The sequence below is a fragment of the Streptomyces sp. NPDC047017 genome (genome assembly GCF_040644175.1).
Taxonomy (GTDB): Bacteria; Actinomycetota; Actinomycetes; order Streptomycetales; family Streptomycetaceae; genus Streptomyces.
Genome location: NZ_JBEYVW010000018.1, coordinates 155976 through 169698, shown reverse-complemented (window position 1 = coordinate 169698; position 13723 = coordinate 155976). Strand labels below are relative to the sequence as shown.

At 72.8% G+C, this 13723-nt stretch carries 16 protein-coding genes; 6 read left to right on the top strand and 10 right to left on the bottom strand.

Annotation, left to right across the window (positions count from 1 at the left end):
- Nucleotides 1-11 precede the first annotated feature (11 nt).
- Nucleotides 12-1817 carry a DAK2 domain-containing protein gene (locus ABZ858_RS27845; protein WP_361384217.1) on the bottom strand — a complete coding sequence of 602 codons (1806 nt, stop codon included), beginning with the start codon at nt 1815-1817 and terminating at the stop codon, nt 12-14.
- A gap of 279 nt (nt 1818-2096) precedes the next feature.
- Between ABZ858_RS27845 and rpmB the strand changes: the two genes are divergently transcribed.
- On the top strand, nt 2097-2282 hold the full coding sequence (gene rpmB, locus ABZ858_RS27840; protein WP_009190838.1) for a 50S ribosomal protein L28: 186 nt from the start codon (nt 2097-2099) through the stop codon (nt 2280-2282).
- A 106-nt stretch (nt 2283-2388) separates the two neighbouring features.
- Here rpmB and thiD read toward each other — a convergent pair whose 3' ends face one another.
- Together thiD and ABZ858_RS27830 are read right to left on the bottom strand one after the other, a co-directional pair.
- The gene (thiD, locus tag ABZ858_RS27835; protein ID WP_361384214.1) at nt 2389-3189 is read right to left on the bottom strand and encodes a bifunctional hydroxymethylpyrimidine kinase/phosphomethylpyrimidine kinase; all 801 of its coding nucleotides are present in this window, start codon (nt 3187-3189) and stop codon (nt 2389-2391) included.
- Nucleotides 3186-4151 carry a thiamine-phosphate kinase gene (locus ABZ858_RS27830; RefSeq protein WP_361384211.1) on the bottom strand — a complete coding sequence of 322 codons (966 nt, stop codon included), beginning with the start codon at nt 4149-4151 and terminating at the stop codon, nt 3186-3188. Before ABZ858_RS27830 ends, thiD begins: the two co-directional genes overlap by 4 nt.
- 206 nt (nt 4152-4357) lie before the next feature.
- Here ABZ858_RS27830 and ABZ858_RS27825 point away from each other — a divergent pair, with 206 nt between their 5' ends.
- Nucleotides 4358-4591 (top strand): Lrp/AsnC ligand binding domain-containing protein, encoded by a 234-nt coding sequence (locus tag ABZ858_RS27825; protein WP_361384208.1) that lies wholly within the window; start codon nt 4358-4360, stop codon nt 4589-4591.
- 20 nt (nt 4592-4611) lie between these two features.
- Nucleotides 4612-5097, top strand: a complete 486-nt coding sequence (locus ABZ858_RS27820; RefSeq protein WP_361384205.1) for a DUF3515 domain-containing protein — start codon at nt 4612-4614, stop codon at nt 5095-5097.
- Between the two features lie 13 nt (nt 5098-5110).
- On the opposite strand, the gene ABZ858_RS27815 is transcribed toward ABZ858_RS27820, so the two are convergent.
- The 3 genes from ABZ858_RS27815 to ABZ858_RS27805 are packed head-to-tail and all read right to left on the bottom strand — an operon-like array spanning nt 5111 to nt 8206.
- Nucleotides 5111-6268, bottom strand: a complete 1158-nt coding sequence (locus ABZ858_RS27815) for a D-alanine--D-alanine ligase family protein (RefSeq protein ID WP_361384202.1) — start codon at nt 6266-6268, stop codon at nt 5111-5113.
- 58 nt (nt 6269-6326) lie between these two features.
- A complete protein-coding gene (locus ABZ858_RS27810; protein ID WP_361384199.1) occupies nt 6327-7346 on the bottom strand; it encodes an NAD(P)H-dependent glycerol-3-phosphate dehydrogenase in 1020 nt (339 codons plus the stop codon).
- On the bottom strand, nt 7343-8206 hold the full coding sequence (locus ABZ858_RS27805) for a lysophospholipid acyltransferase family protein (protein WP_361384196.1): 864 nt from the start codon (nt 8204-8206) through the stop codon (nt 7343-7345). The genes ABZ858_RS27810 and ABZ858_RS27805 overlap by 4 nt, the downstream gene beginning before the upstream one ends.
- Nucleotides 8207-8361: 155 nt before the next feature.
- Between ABZ858_RS27805 and cofC the strand changes: the two genes are divergently transcribed.
- The gene (gene cofC / locus ABZ858_RS27800; protein WP_361384193.1) at nt 8362-9000 is read left to right on the top strand and encodes a 2-phospho-L-lactate guanylyltransferase; all 639 of its coding nucleotides are present in this window, start codon (nt 8362-8364) and stop codon (nt 8998-9000) included.
- Nucleotides 9001-9084: 84 nt separating this feature from the next.
- Nucleotides 9085-9288: a hypothetical protein gene (locus ABZ858_RS27795; protein ID WP_361384190.1), complete on the top strand. Its 204-nt coding sequence runs from the start codon at nt 9085-9087 to the stop codon at nt 9286-9288.
- A gap of 68 nt (nt 9289-9356) precedes the next feature.
- Here the strand turns inward: ABZ858_RS27795 and ABZ858_RS27790 are convergent, their stop codons facing one another.
- The 4 genes from ABZ858_RS27790 to leuC form a co-directional block, all read right to left on the bottom strand.
- Nucleotides 9357-10001: an HU family DNA-binding protein gene (locus tag ABZ858_RS27790; protein ID WP_361384187.1), complete on the bottom strand. Its 645-nt coding sequence runs from the start codon at nt 9999-10001 to the stop codon at nt 9357-9359.
- Nucleotides 10002-10137: 136 nt separating this feature from the next.
- The gene (locus ABZ858_RS27785) at nt 10138-10368 is read right to left on the bottom strand and encodes a hypothetical protein (RefSeq protein WP_361384184.1); all 231 of its coding nucleotides are present in this window, start codon (nt 10366-10368) and stop codon (nt 10138-10140) included.
- Between the two features lie 306 nt (nt 10369-10674).
- On the bottom strand, nt 10675-11268 hold the full coding sequence (gene leuD / locus ABZ858_RS27780) for a 3-isopropylmalate dehydratase small subunit (protein WP_361384180.1): 594 nt from the start codon (nt 11266-11268) through the stop codon (nt 10675-10677).
- A gap of 6 nt (nt 11269-11274) precedes the next feature.
- The gene (leuC, locus tag ABZ858_RS27775; protein WP_361384177.1) at nt 11275-12705 is read right to left on the bottom strand and encodes a 3-isopropylmalate dehydratase large subunit; all 1431 of its coding nucleotides are present in this window, start codon (nt 12703-12705) and stop codon (nt 11275-11277) included.
- Nucleotides 12706-12893: 188 nt separating this feature from the next.
- Here leuC and ndgR point away from each other — a divergent pair, with 188 nt between their 5' ends.
- The gene (gene ndgR / locus ABZ858_RS27770) at nt 12894-13610 is read left to right on the top strand and encodes an IclR family transcriptional regulator NdgR (protein ID WP_361384174.1); all 717 of its coding nucleotides are present in this window, start codon (nt 12894-12896) and stop codon (nt 13608-13610) included.
- The last annotated feature ends 113 nt before the right edge of the window (nt 13611-13723 follow it).

Below are 13723 nucleotides of genomic sequence, written 5' to 3'. Positions count from 1 at the left end.
GGGCGTGGGCGCTACTCCACGCCGATGAACAGCAGCGCGCCCTGCCGGCCGCCCCGGTAGACGACGGTGTCGACGGCCAGGTAGGACTCGCGGACGCGGGCCTCCAGGTGCCCGGCCACGGCGTCCGGGACCTCGTCGCCGAGGACGAGGGTGACGAGTTCGCCGCCGGCCGCGAGCATGCGGTCCAGCACGGTCCGGGCGGTGTCCGTGACGTCGGTGCCGATCACGGCCACGTCGCCGTCGAGCAGGCCGAGGACGTCACCGGCCTGGCAGATGCCGGCGGTGGTCCAGGAGCGGTGCTCGGCGACGGTGACCTCGGCGTGGCGGGTGGCGCCGGCCGCCGAGGTCATGGCGACGACGTCCTCGTCGAAGCGGCGGCCCGGTTCGTGCACGGCGAGGGCGGCGAGGCCCTGGACCGCCGAGCGGGTCGGGATCAGGGCGACGCGGACGCCCTCTCCGCGCACCTGCTCGGCCGCGGCGGCGGCGGTGTCGTGCAGTTCGGCGTCGTTGGGCAGCAGGACCACCTCGCGCGCGTGGGCCCGCCGTACCGCGTCGACGAGTTCGCCGCTGGCCGGGGGCTCGCCGGGGCGGGCGAGCACCGGGGTGGCCCCGGCCTCGGCGCACAGCCCGGCCAGGCCCTCGCCGGGGACGACGGCCACCACGGCCCGCTGGACGCGCTCTCGGGGCGGCCGTCCGGCGCCCGCGGTGTGCGCGTCGCCCGCGCCGAAGTGGGTGATCCGGATGCGGTGCGGCCGGCCGGCCTCGACGCCCGCCTCCACGGCGGCGCCCGCGTCGTCGACGTGCACGTGCACGTTCCACAGTCCGTCGCCGCCCACCACGACGAGGGAGTCCCCGAGCGCGTCCAGCCGCTGCCGCAGCCGGGCCACGGCGGTGTCGTCGGCCTCCAGGAGGTAGATCACCTCGAAGGCGGGTCCACCAGCGGGTGTGGCGGGTGGGGTGGGTGCAACCGACGTGACTGGTGTGGCGGGTGTGGCGGGAGCCGTGAGCGCCGCACAGGTTCCCTGCCCGGCCTGGACCTCCTGCCCCGCTGGGGCCGCCTGCCCTGCTGGGGCCGCCTGCCCTGCTGGGGCCGCCTGCCCTGCTGGGGCCGCCCGCCCGGCCTGGGCCGCCTGCCCGGTGAACGTCTCGCCCGTGAACGTCTCGCCCGTGAACGTCTCCACCAGGGCGGCCAGCACCGCCACCAGGCCGCGGCCGCCCGCGTCGACCACTCCGGCGTGCCGGAGGGCGGCGAGCTGGCCCGGGGTGGCGGCGAGGGCCGTGCGCGCGCCCTCGTAGGCGGCCCGTGCGACGGTGCCGCAGTCGCCGCCGGTCCGCCCGGCCGCGTCGGCGGCGGCCGAGGCGACCGACAGGACCGTGCCCTCGACCGGGTGGGCCACCGCCTGGCGGGCCGAGTCGGCGGCGCGGCGCAGGGCGAGCCGCAGGCCGTGCCCGTCGGCGCGGTCGCCGTCGCCGCCGGCGGCGAGGACCTCCGCCATGCCGCGCAACAGCTGGGCGAGGATCGTCCCGGAGTTGCCCCGCGCGCCGATCAGCGCGCCGTGCGCCATCGCGCGGGCGGCCTCGGCCAGGGAGGGGCCCGGGACGGCCCCGGTGCCCGTCTCGTGGGCCGCGAACACGGCCTCCACCGCCGCGGCGGCGGACTCCGCGGTCAGGTACAGATTGGTGCCGGTGTCCCCGTCGGCCACGGGATAGACGTTGATCGCGTCGATCTCCTCGCGCGCCCGTCCCAGCGCCCGCAGGGACAGGGAGCACCAGATCCGCACCGCGGGCGCGTCGAACGTCTGCGCCACCTGCGCCACCCGCGCCTCCCTGTGCCCCGGTCCCTGTGCTCCGGACTGGACGCAGCGTAGACCCAGCGGCGGCGCTCACCGGAAGAGGGCCCGGGCGGGGTCCGGGAACGCCATGGTAGTTTCGTTGTACGGGAGCAGCCGTTGTATGCTGCTCCGGTTGCCCGATCCGATCGGGCTCTCCCCCTGGCACCGCCACTTCAGAGTTTCTCGTGCTCCTCGGAGTCCGAGATCTTGATCCCGGCATGCCGGGATCAACCGTAAGTGCATCTGAAGTCTTTGGAGTGACCCGTGGCTGCCAACTGCGACGTCTGCGGCAAGGGGCCGGGCTTCGGCAACAACATCTCGTTTTCGCACCGCCGTACGTCCCGTCGCTGGAACCCGAACATCCAGCGTGTGCGTACCGTGGTCGGCGGGACGCCGAAGCGCGTGAACGCTTGCACCTCGTGCATCAAGGCCGGCAAGGTCTCGCGCTGACGCACAGCAACAGCTAAGCGCGCGGCCACTGCTGGTTCGCTGCACTAAGCCGGTCCGTCCTCGACGGACCGGCTTTTTGCCATGCCCGGACCCGGGGCAGGACGCGTCAGCCCTGTTCCCGGAAGCGCCAGGCGTGGTCCACCGGCCCGATCCCGCCGCCGAGGGCGAAGCCGGCCGCGATCGCCCCGGTGACGTACGCCTTGGCGGCGGTCACCGCCTCGGGCACGCTCCGGCCCTTCGCCAGCTCCGCCGCGATCGCGGAGGCGAGGGTGCAGCCGGTGCCGTGGGTGTGCCGGTTGTCGTGCCGGGGGGCGCGCAGCCAGTGTTCGCCGGAGCCGTCGGTGAGCAGGTCCACGGCGTCCCCGGCCAGATGGCCGCCCTTGATCAGGACCCAGCGCGGGCCGTACTCCAGCACGGCCGCGGCGGCCTCGCGCAGTCCCGTCTCCGAGGTCACCTCGACGCCGGTCAGCTGGGCCACCTCGTCGAGGTTGGGCGTGGCCACCGTCGCCACCGGCAGCAGCCTGGTGCGGACGGACTCCAGGGCGGAGGCGGCCAGCAGCGGGTCGCCGTGCTTGGAGACGCCCACGGGGTCGACGACCTTGGGCGCGTCGGTCCCGGCGAGCAACGCGGCCACCGCCTCGACCAGTTCCGCCGAGGACAGCATGCCGGTCTTGACCGCCTGGACGCCGATGTCGTCCACCACACTGCGGTACTGGGCCCGGACGGCCTCCACGGGCAGCTCCCAGGCGCCCTGCACGCCCAGGGAGTTCTGCGCGGTCACGGCGGTGAGCACGCTCATGCCGTGCACGCCGAGGGCGAGCATCGTCTTCAGGTCGGCCTGGATGCCGGCGCCCCCGCCGGAGTCGGACCCGGCGACGGTCAGCACCCGGGGCGGTGCGGCGCTCATGACTCGATGTCCCCGAAGTGGTCCCAGCCGCCCTTCTTGGTCCACGGCGCTCCGTCGACCGTGACCTGGGGCAGGGCGGAGGGGTTGAGCACTTCGCCGATCACCTTCCAGCGGGCCGGCAGCTTCACGTCCGGGGGGAAGGTGGCCACGATCGCGTGGTCCTCTCCCCCGGAGAGCACCCACTGCAGCGGGTCGACGCCGACGGCCTGCCCGATGTCGTTCATCTGCGAGGGGACGTCGATGGCGCCGGACCGGATGTCGATACGGACCTTGCTGGCCTCCGCGATGTGCCCGAGGTCGGCGATGAGCCCGTCGCTGACGTCGCACATCGCGGTCGCGCCGAGTCCGGCGGCCGCCGGGCCCGCGTGGTAGGGCGGTTCGGGGCGGCGGTGCGCCTCGACGAAGGCGCGCGGCGAGCGGAAACCGCGGGAGAGCACCGCGTAACCGGCCGCGGACCAGCCCAGCCAGCCGGTCACGGCGACGAGGTCGCCGGGCTGGGCGCCCGCGCGGGTCACCGGCTCGTGGTTGCGCAGATCGCCGAGCGCGGTGATGGACACCATGATCGTGTCGCCGCGCACCACGTCGCCGCCGACCACGGAGGCGCCGGCGACCTGGCACTCGTCGCGCAGGCCGTCCATCAGTTCGGTGGGCCAGGTGACCGGGAGTTCGGCGGGCACGACCAGGCCGAGCAGCAGGGCGGTCGGGACCGCGCCCATGGCGGCGATGTCCGCGAGGTTCTGCGCCGCCGCCTTGCGGCCCACGTCGTAGGCGGTGGACCAGTCCCGGCGGAAGTGCCGCCCCTCCAGGAGTATGTCGGTGCTCGCCACGACCCTGCGGTCGGGTGCGGCGACCACCGCGGCGTCGTCGCCGGGACCGACCCGGACCGCCGGGGTGGTGGTGAGGCGGGAGGTCAGCTCCCTGATGAGCCCGAACTCCCCCAGCTCACCGACAGTGCCCTTCATGGCCGTTGCACCCCTTCTGTCCCTGTACGTTCCCGGTCGCGCGCGGACGCGCGGCTCGCCACGGTCGCCAGAACCGTCGCTTCCAGTCCTACCCGCACCCCGGCGCGCGGGCCACGTAGCCCGCGGGTCTCCCGCCGGCACAGGGTGACGCGGTACCGTGGCGTTCCTTTTCCCCACATGATCCTCGTGGCCGCCCTGGAGGTTCCGTGGTACAGGCGTACATCCTGATCCAGACGGAGGTCGGCAAGGCGTCGACCGTCGCCGAGACGATCGGCAGACTGCCCGGAGTGATCCAGGCAGAAGACGTGACGGGCCCGTACGACGTCATCGTGCGCGCGCAGGCCGACACCGTCGACGACCTGGGCCGGATGGTGGTGGCCAAGGTCCAGCAGGTGGACGGCATCACACGCACCCTGACCTGCCCGGTCGTGCATCTGTAGCCCCCGTCTACCCTGGGCCGGTGAGCTTTCTCCGTCACCGGCTTCTCGGTCCGCCTGCCGCCTTCGCCGCGCTGATCATCACCACGGGCTGTTCCTCAAGCGACGACAGCGCCACCGCTGCGGTTCCCAGCCCGGACACGGCGGTCGCGAAGCTGTGCCGGAACCTGGACAGGGCGCTGCCGCAGAAGGTGGACGGACTGAGCCGCCACGACCCCCGGCCCGCGTCGGAACTGACCGCGGGCTGGGGAAGCCCGGTGATCATACTGCGCTGCGGGGTGCCGCGGCCCGCCGCGATGAACGATCCCGACGCCGACGGGGCCGAGGTGGACGGGGTGGGCTGGCTGCTCCAGAAGCAGGGTGACGGATCGTTCCGGTTCACCACCACGCTGCGCACGGCGTACGTGGAGGTCACCCTCCCCGAGAGCCGCACCGGTCATGGCGTGGCGCCGCTGGTCTCGCTGGCCCCGGCCATCAAGAAGGCGATCCCCGAAGGGATCGCCGACTGACCGCAGCCCGTGCTCAGCGCAGGCCCGTGGACCGCTCCAGCGCCGCCCGGATCAGGCGGTCCACCAGCTCCTCGTAGGAGACCCCGGTGGCCTGCCACATCTGCGGGTACATCGAGATGGGCGTGAAGCCGGGCATGGTGTTGATCTCGTTGATCACGAACTCGCCGTCCTCGCCGAGGAAGAAGTCGGCGCGCACCAGGCCCTCGCAGGAGGCCGCCTCGAACGCCTCGACCGCGAGCCGCCGCACCTCGGCGGTCTGCTCCTCGGTCAGCGGGGCGGGCACGATGCCGGGGGTGGAGTTGATGTACTTCGCCTCGAAGTCGTAGTACGCGTGCTGCTGGGGCGGCGGGATCTCGGCCGGTACGGAGGCCCGCGGGCCGTCCTCGAACTCCAGCACCCCGCACTCGATCTCCCGGCCGCGCACCGCGGCCTCCACGAGCACCTTGGGGTCGTGCCGCTGGGCCTCCTCGATCGCCTCGTCCAGTCCGGCGAGGTCCTCGACCTTGGTGATGCCGATGGAGGAGCCCGCGCGCGCAGGCTTCACGAACAGCGGCCAGCCGTGCTCGCCGGCGAAGTCGACGATCTTCTTGCGGGCGGCGGCCCGGTCCCGCGCCCACTCGCGCGGCCGGATCACCACGTACGGGCCGACCTTGAGCCCGAAGGAGGTGAACACCCGCTTCATGTACTCCTTGTCCTGGCCGACGGCCGAGGCGAGCACGCCGGAGCCGACGTAGGGCACGCCGGACAGCTCCAGCAGGCCCTGGAGGGTGCCGTCCTCGCCGTAGGGGCCGTGCAGCACGGGGAAGACGACGTCGACCTCGCCGAGCGCCTTGGGCACCGAACCCGGCTCGCTGTAGACGACTTCGCGGCTGCCCGGGTCGACGGGGAGCACCACGCCGCCCTCGGTGGACTCGGCGAGGTCGTCGACGCTGGGCGTACGGCGGTCGGTGATGGCCATCCGGTCCGGGTCGTCCGCGGTCAGGGCCCAGCGGCCGTCCCGGGTGATGCCGATCGGCAGGACCTCGTACTTGGTCCGGTCGATGGCGCGCAGCACCGCTCCGGCGGTGACCACGGAGATCCCGTGTTCGGAGCTGCGGCCGCCGCAGACGACGGCCACGCGCGGCTTGCGAGGCGGCTGCTCAGGGCTCTGGGGGAGGTTCTCGGTGCTCATATCGCGATGAGCGTACCCGGTGGTACTGCCCTGGGGCAGGCTGGGAAACGCGGGTCGCTCAGCGTCGCTCGGGCTTCGCGCTGCGCGACATCAGCTCCTTGAGGGCGACCACCGGGGATTTGCCTTCGTGCACGATGCCGACGACGGTCTCGGTGATCGGCATGTCGACGCCGTGCCGGCGGGCCAGATCGAGCACCGACTCGCAGGACTTGACGCCCTCGGCGGTCTGCCGGGTGACCGCGATGGTCTCCTGGAGGGTCATGCCCCTGCCGAGGTTGGTGCCGAAGGTGTGGTTGCGCGACAGCGGCGAGGAGCAGGTGGCCACCAGGTCACCGAGGCCGGCCAGTCCGGAGAAGGTCAGCGGGTCGGCGCCCAGGGCCATGCCCAGGCGGGTGGTCTCGGCGAGCCCGCGGGTGATGAGCGAGCCCTTGGCGTTGTCGCCGAGGCCCATGCCGTCGGCGATGCCCACGGCCAGGCCGATCACGTTCTTGACGGCGCCGCCCAGTTCGCAGCCGATCACGTCGGTGTTGGTGTACGGCCGGAAGTACGGGGTGTGGCAGGCGGCCTGGAGGCGGCGGGCCACGGCCTCGTCGGTGCAGGCCACGACGCCCGCGGCGGGCATCCGGGCGGCGATCTCGCGGGCCAGGTTGGGGCCGGTGACCACGGCGACGCGGTCCGCGCCGATCCCGGTGACGTCCTCGATGACTTCGCTCATGCGCATCGCGGAACCGAGTTCGACGCCCTTCATCAGGGAGACGACGACGGTGTCCGGGGCGAGCAGCGGCAGCCAGGCGGCGAGGTTGCCGCGCATGGTCTGGGAGGGGATGGCCAGGACCGTGAAGTCGGCGTCGCGGGCGGCCTCGGCGGCGTCCGTGGTGGCCCGCACGGTGCGCGGGAGTTCGACGCCGGGCAGGTAGTCCGGATTGGTCCGGGTGGAGTTGACCGCGTCGGCCACCTCCTGGCGGCGGGCCCACAGGGTGACCTCGCAGCCGGCGTCGGCGAGGACCACGGCGAAGGCGGTGCCCCACGATCCGGTGCCGAAGACGGCGGCCCTGACCGGCTGGACCGGCTTGCTCACGTGCCCTGCTCCTCTTCCTGTACGGCTTCCGGTACGGCGTTCCCGGCGGTGTCCCGGGCGGCGGGTGCCTGGCGCCCGGCCGGGGCGGCCTGCTCCGCGGCCTTCTCCTGGCCGCGGGCGCGGTTCTGCGCCTGGGTCCTGCGGCGCTGCTCGATCCGCTCGCGGCGCGGGTCGTAGACCACGGCGGGTGCCTTCTCGCCGCGGATCTGCTCCAGCAGGCGGGTGACGGACGCCATGATGACCTCGGTGGCCTCCTTCAGCACGTCCGGGGTCATCTCCCGACCGTAGAAACGCGAGAGGTCCACGGGCGGCCCGGCCAGCACCTGGTGGGTCTTGCGCGGCCAGACGTGCGGCTTCTTGGCGTAGGGCGGCAGCAGTTCGTTGACGCCCCACTGGGCGACCGGGACCACCGGGCACCGGGTCTGCAGCGCGACCCGGGCGGCGCCCGTCTTGGCGGCCATCGGCCAGCCGTCCGGGTCGCGGGTGAGGGTGCCCTCGGGGTAGAAGGCGACGCACTCGCCGCGCTCCACGGCGTCGATCGCGGCGCGGAAGGCGCTCAGCGCGTCCGTGCTCTCGCGGTAGACGGGAATCTGGCCGGTACCGCGCATCGCGGCGCCGACGAATCCCTTCTTGAAAAGGCCGCTCTTCGCGAGGAATCGCGGGACCCGCCCGGTGTTGTACTGGAAATGGGCGTAGGCGAAGGGGTCGATGTGCGAATTGTGATTCACCGCGGTGATGAATCCGCCATCGGCCGGCATGTTCTCCATTCCACGCCAGTCCCGCTTGACCAGAAGCACCAGCGGTGGTTTGCAGATCACCGCAGCGAAGCGGTACCAGAAGCCGATTCTGCGGCGGGGCACACGGACACCTTCCTCTTGGGCTGACACCTGGGCCGGGGGGCCGCACAAGTGTCCGCCCCGGGCCGCCGGTCTGTCGAGGACACCGTACGCCCCGGCCTGCGCGGACCGAGGTGGGCCGGGGGAGAATGTCCGCGACGAGAGAGGGACGAACGCGCGTGCTGTGGACCTTGGTCATCCCCCTGAAGCCCCTGGCGCGGGCCAAGAGCAGGCTCTCGGACACCGCCCACGGCTCGATCCGCCCACGGCTGGCCCTCGCCTTCGCCCAGGACACGGTGGCCGCCGCGCTGGAGTGCCCGGCGGTGGCGGATGTGGCGGTCGTCACGGACGATGCCGTGGCCGGGCGGGAGCTGGCGGCGCTGGGTGCCCGGATCGTCCCGGACACTCCCGGCGCGGGCCTGAACGCCGCACTCGCGCACGGTACGGCGGCCGTGCGGGCGGTGCGGCCCGCCTGTCCCGTCGCGGCCATGAACGCGGATCTTCCGGCGCTGCGGCCGGCGGAATTGGGCCGGGTCCTGAATGCGGCGGCGGCATTTCCGCGCGCATTTCTCGCGGATATGGCACAGGTGGGCACCACCTTGCTGGCCGCGACGCCCGGCCACGCGCTGCGCCCGGCATTCGGCGGCGACTCACGCGCCCGCCACCGCACCTCGGGCGCGATCGAACTGCACCCGGCCGCAGTGCCCTCCGTACGCCAGGACGTGGACACCGGCGCCGACCTGCGCGCGGCCCTGTCCCTCGGCGTCGGCCCCCGCACGGCGGCGGTGGCGGCGCGCCTGCTGATCTCGGAGCGGTGAGGTCGGGGCGGGCGGCGGCCGAGGGTGAGCCGGTGGCGTCGGGCCCGCGGGCGGGGCTCGGGGGTGGGCAGTAGGCTGCCGTTCATGCAGGCGACCGCGTATACGTACGATCCCGAGAGCCGGAGCGGGCAGGTGCTCCTGGACGACGGGACCCCGCTGGGGTTCGACGCGCCGGCGTTCGACGCGGGCGGGCTGCGGCTGCTGCGGCCGGGGCAGCGGGTGCGGATCGAGACGGCGGGCGAGGGCGCCGCCCTGCGGATCACGCTGGTGACGCTGCAGACCTTCTGAGCTGCCCGGACACACCGCGGGCCGGGCTCCCGGAGGGGCCCGGCCCGGCGCGTGGGTACCGGTCGCGGTTACTTGCCGCGGGCGGTGGTCTTCTTGGCGGTGGTCTTGCGCGCGGTCGACTTCTTGGCGGGGGCCTTCTTCGCCGTCGCCTTCTTCGCGGGGGCCTTCTTCGCCGCGGTCTTCTTCGCGGCGCTCGCGGCCGTGGTCTTCTTCGCCGCCGGCGTGGCCTTCTTCGCCGCGGCCGTCGTCTTCTTCGCGGTGGTCTTCTTCGCGGCGCCCGCCGCCGCGGTCTTCTTCGCAGTGGCCTTCTTGGCCGCGGCCGCCGTCGTCTTCTTCGCGGCGGCCTTCTTGCCGACCGCCTTGGCGATGGTGGCGGGCGGGCCGGACAGGCTGCCCTTGGGCGCCTTCTTCACCGCGATGTCGTTCTTGGGCAGCTTCTTCGAGCCGCTCACCAGATCCTTGAAGCCCTGGCCGGCCCGGAAGCGGGGAACGGAGGTCTTCTTGACCCGCACCCGCTCGCCCGTCTGCGGGTTACGGGCGTAGCGGGCCGGACGGTCCACCTTCTCGAAGGACCCGAAGCCGGTGACCGAGACCCGGTCTCCCCCGACGACCGCGCGGACGATGGCGTCCAGCACCGCGTCGACGGCGTCGGCGGCCTGCTGCCGGCCGCCCATCTTGTCGGCAATCGCTTCTACGAGCTGCGCCTTGTTCACGTCTTCCCCTTCGGAGACCTCGCCAGAACGAAAGTGTTCAAGCTTTTTCGCACGTTAGGCAGATATATACCGCAAATCAAACACGAAACGGGCTAATCACCCTTGTGCCGCAACCGACTCGGTGATCTCGGGCTGTTCAGCCTTCCCCGCCGGGGATTCGGCCCTCGTCGAGGTCCGCGGTGAACCGCTCCAGACGCCTTGTCGCTGCGGCGAGATCGTGCTTGGCCGCGGCCGTAATGACCAGCAGCTTCCGGGTCAGCGCCATCCGTACGCCCTCCGGGACTTGCAGTGCGCGCACTCTTGCGTGCGCTTCCTTCAGTTGGGCCGCGACCGCCGTATAGAGCTGGAGTTGGCCGTCGTTGTCCATGCACAGATTGTGCCATCTGGGGCGAGTTGTCGCCTGCGCAGGGGGCAACTGCCGCCGTGTACGGCCTGTCCGGGCCGGCCGCCGACTACGGCCCGCGCAGTCGCCTACCCGGGCAACAACCGTCCTAACGTGGGAAGTTGTCCCGACGCACGGCGGCGCACCGGGCGCGGCGGGCACAAAAAAGGCTGTACCCCCGATCGGGCCGATCGGGGGTACAGCGGCGTTTCACGGTGGCCGAAACTCGACTTGCCTCGGGTCCTGCGGGCCCGGGGCCCGGTCAGCGGTCCGGGGGCCGGTTCGGACCCGTCAGACCGGGAGGGTGCGCGGCTTGAACGCCGGGCGCCCGGCCTCGTAGGCGGCGACGGCGTCCTCGTTCTGCAGGGTGATCGAGATGTCGTCCAGGCCGTTCAGCAGGCGCCAGCGGGAGTTCTCGTCCAGCTCGAAGGGGGCGGTGATGCCCTCGGCGCGCACCTCGCGGGCCTCCAGGTCCACGGTGATCTCGGCGGTGGGGTCCTGCTCGGTCAGCTCCCACAGCGCGTCCACGACCTTCTGGTCCAGGACCACCGTGAGCAGGCCGTTCTTCAGCGAGTTGCCCCGGAAGATGTCGGCGAAGCGGGCGGAGATCACCGTCTTGAAGCCGTAGTTCTGCAGCGCCCAGACGGCGTGCTCACGGGACGAGCCGGTGCCGAAGTCGGGGCCGGCGACCAGCACCGAGGCGCCCTGCCGCTCGGGGCGGTTGAGCACGAACTCGGGGTCCTTGCGCCACGCCTCGAACAGGCCGTCCTCGAAGCCGTCGCGGGTGACCTTCTTGAGCCAGTGGGCGGGGATGATCTGGTCGGTGTCGACATTGCTGCGGCGCAGCGGGACGGCCCGGCCGGTGTGGGTGGTGAAGGCTTCCATGATCTCTCAGACTCCAGCGGGCGTGGGGGCGTCGGCGTCGGACAGGTCGGCCGGGGAGGCCAGGTGGCCGAGGACCGCGGTGGCGGCGGCGACCTGCGGCGACACCAGATGGGTGCGGCCGCCCTTGCCCTGCCTGCCCTCGAAGTTGCGGTTGGAGGTGGAGGCGGAGCGCTCGCCGGGGGCCAGCTGGTCGGGGTTCATGCCCAGGCACATCGAGCAGCCCGCGTGCCGCCATTCGGCGCCGGCCTCCTTGAAGACCACGTCCAGGCCCTCGGAGACGGCCTGCAGGCCGACCCGCGCGGAGCCGGGGACGACCAGCATCCGTACGCCGTCGGCGACTTTGCGGCCGCGCACGATGTCGGCGGCGGCGCGCAGGTCCTCGATGCGGCCGTTGGTGCAGGAACCCACGAAGACGGTGTCCACGCCGATCGAGCGCAGCGGCTGGCCGGCGTCCAGCCCCATGTACTCCAGGGCCTTCTCGGCGGCCAGGCGCTCCGAAGCGTCTTCGTACGAAGCCGGGTCGGGGACGGCGGCCGAAAGCGGCGCGCCCTGGCCCGGGTTGGTGCCCCAGGTGACGAACGGGGACAGCTCGGCGGCCTCGATGACGACCTCGGCGTCGAACTCGGCGTCGTCGTCCGTGCGCAGCGTCCGCCAGTAGGCGACGGCGGCGTCCCAGTCCGCGCCCTCGGGGGCGTGCGGGCGGCCTTCGAGGTAGGCGAAGGTGGTCTCGTCGGGGGCGATCATGCCGGCCCGGGCGCCCGCCTCGATCGACATGTTGCAGATGGTCATCCGGGCCTCCATCGAGAGCTTCTCGATGGCGGAGCCGCGGTACTCCAGGACGTAGCCCTGGCCGCCGCCGGTGCCGATCCGGGCGATGATGGCCAGGATCAGGTCCTTGGCGGTGACGCCCTCGGGCAGCTCGCCGTCCACCGTGATCGCCATGGTCTTCGGGCGGGCCATGGGCAGCGTCTGGGTGGCCAGCACGTGCTCCACCTGGGAGGTGCCGATGCCGAACGCCAGGGCGCCGAAGGCACCGTGCGTCGAGGTGTGCGAGTCGCCGCAGACCACGGTGGTGCCCGGCTGGGTCAGGCCCAGCTGGGGGCCGACCACGTGCACGACGCCCTGCTCGACGTCGCCCAGCGGGTGCAGCCGTACACCGAAGTCGGCGCAGTTCTTGCGCAGCGTCTCCAGCTGGGCACGGGAGACCGGGTCCGCGATCGGCTTGTCGATGTCGAGGGTCGGGGTGTTGTGGTCCTCGGTGGCGATGGTCAGGTCGAGCCGGCGCACACCGCGTCCGCTCTTGCGGAGGCCGTCGAACGCCTGGGGGCTGGTCACCTCGTGCAGCAGGTGCAGATCGATGAAGAGGAGGTCGGGCTCGCCCTCGGCGCGCCGGACGACGTGGTCGTCCCAGACCTTCTCCGCGAGTGTCCTACCCATCGCTTTCCCTCCGGCCGGACGCACGGGGCGCCGGCCCAACTAGAGATCTTTGAGGAAGCGGCCCCGTGCCCCCCGTACGGGCAGCCGCCGCCGGGCCCGCCGGTCCACGGGCCGCTCTGTCTCCAGGGTGGCGCGTTCCACGGAAAATTGAACTTGCGTTTCACAGAGTGAGACGCGAGTATCGTTGCATGGACAACAGTAGCGGCGTCGGCGTTCTGGACAAGGCAGCCCTTGTCCTGAGCGCTCTGGAGTCCGGTCCGGCCACCCTCGCGGGTCTGGTCGCGGCGACCGGGCTGGCACGGCCCACGGCCCATCGTCTGGCCGTGGCTCTGGAACACCACCGCATGGTGGCGCGTGACATGCAGGGCCGTTTCATTCTCGGCCCCCGGCTCTCGGAACTGGCCGCGGCCGCGGGTGAGGACCGTCTCCTCGCCACCGCGGGCCCGGTCCTCACCCACCTGCGGGACGTCACCGGCGAGAGCGCGCAGCTCTACCGCCGCCAGGGCGACATGCGTATCTGCGTCGCCGCCGCGGAGCGCCTGTCCGGCCTGCGGGACACCGTCCCGGTCGGCTCGACGCTCACCATGAAGGCGGGCTCCTCGGCCCAGGTGCTGATGGCCTGGGAGGAGCCGGAGCGGCTGCACCGCGGCCTGCAGGGCGCCCGCTTCACGGCGACGGCCCTGTCGGGGGTGCGGCGCCGGGGCTGGGCCCAGTCGATCGGCGAGCGCGAGCCGGGTGTCGCCTCCGTCTCCGCGCCCGTGCGCGGCCCCTCCAACCGCGTGGTGGCCGCCGTGTCGGTCTCCGGTCCCATCGAGCGCCTGACCCGCCACCCCGGCCGGATGCACGCCCAGGCGGTCATCGACGCCGCCGCCCGCCTCTCCGAGGCGCTGCGCCGCACCGGCTGAGCAGCGTCCTCCCGTACGTCACCGGGGAGGACCCGCCCCGACGCCGCGGCGAGCCCTCCCCCATACCCCGTTCTCCTTTTCCCCGCTCCCCCACACCCCCGCTCCCCCGTTGC

Bases quoted from the DNA above. Each gene is read 5' to 3' on its own strand.
- ABZ858_RS27795 (WP_361384190.1), top strand. From the start codon at position 9,085: ATGCAGGCGACCGCGTATACGTACGATCCCGAGAGCCGGAGCGGGCAG.
- ABZ858_RS27815 (WP_361384202.1), bottom strand. From the start codon at position 6,268: ATGAGCACCGAGAACCTCCCCCAGAGCCCTGAGCAGCCGCCTCGCAAG.
- thiD (WP_361384214.1), bottom strand. From the start codon at position 3,189: ATGAGCGCCGCACCGCCCCGGGTGCTGACCGTCGCCGGGTCCGACTCC.
- ABZ858_RS27785 (WP_361384184.1), bottom strand. From the start codon at position 10,368: ATGGACAACGACGGCCAACTCCAGCTCTATACGGCGGTCGCGGCCCAA.
- leuC (WP_361384177.1), bottom strand. From the start codon at position 12,705: ATGGGTAGGACACTCGCGGAGAAGGTCTGGGACGACCACGTCGTCCGG.
- ndgR (WP_361384174.1), top strand. From the start codon at position 12,894: ATGGACAACAGTAGCGGCGTCGGCGTTCTGGACAAGGCAGCCCTTGTC.
- ABZ858_RS27830 (WP_361384211.1), bottom strand. From the start codon at position 4,151: ATGAAGGGCACTGTCGGTGAGCTGGGGGAGTTCGGGCTCATCAGGGAG.
- leuD (WP_361384180.1), bottom strand. From the start codon at position 11,268: ATGGAAGCCTTCACCACCCACACCGGCCGGGCCGTCCCGCTGCGCCGC.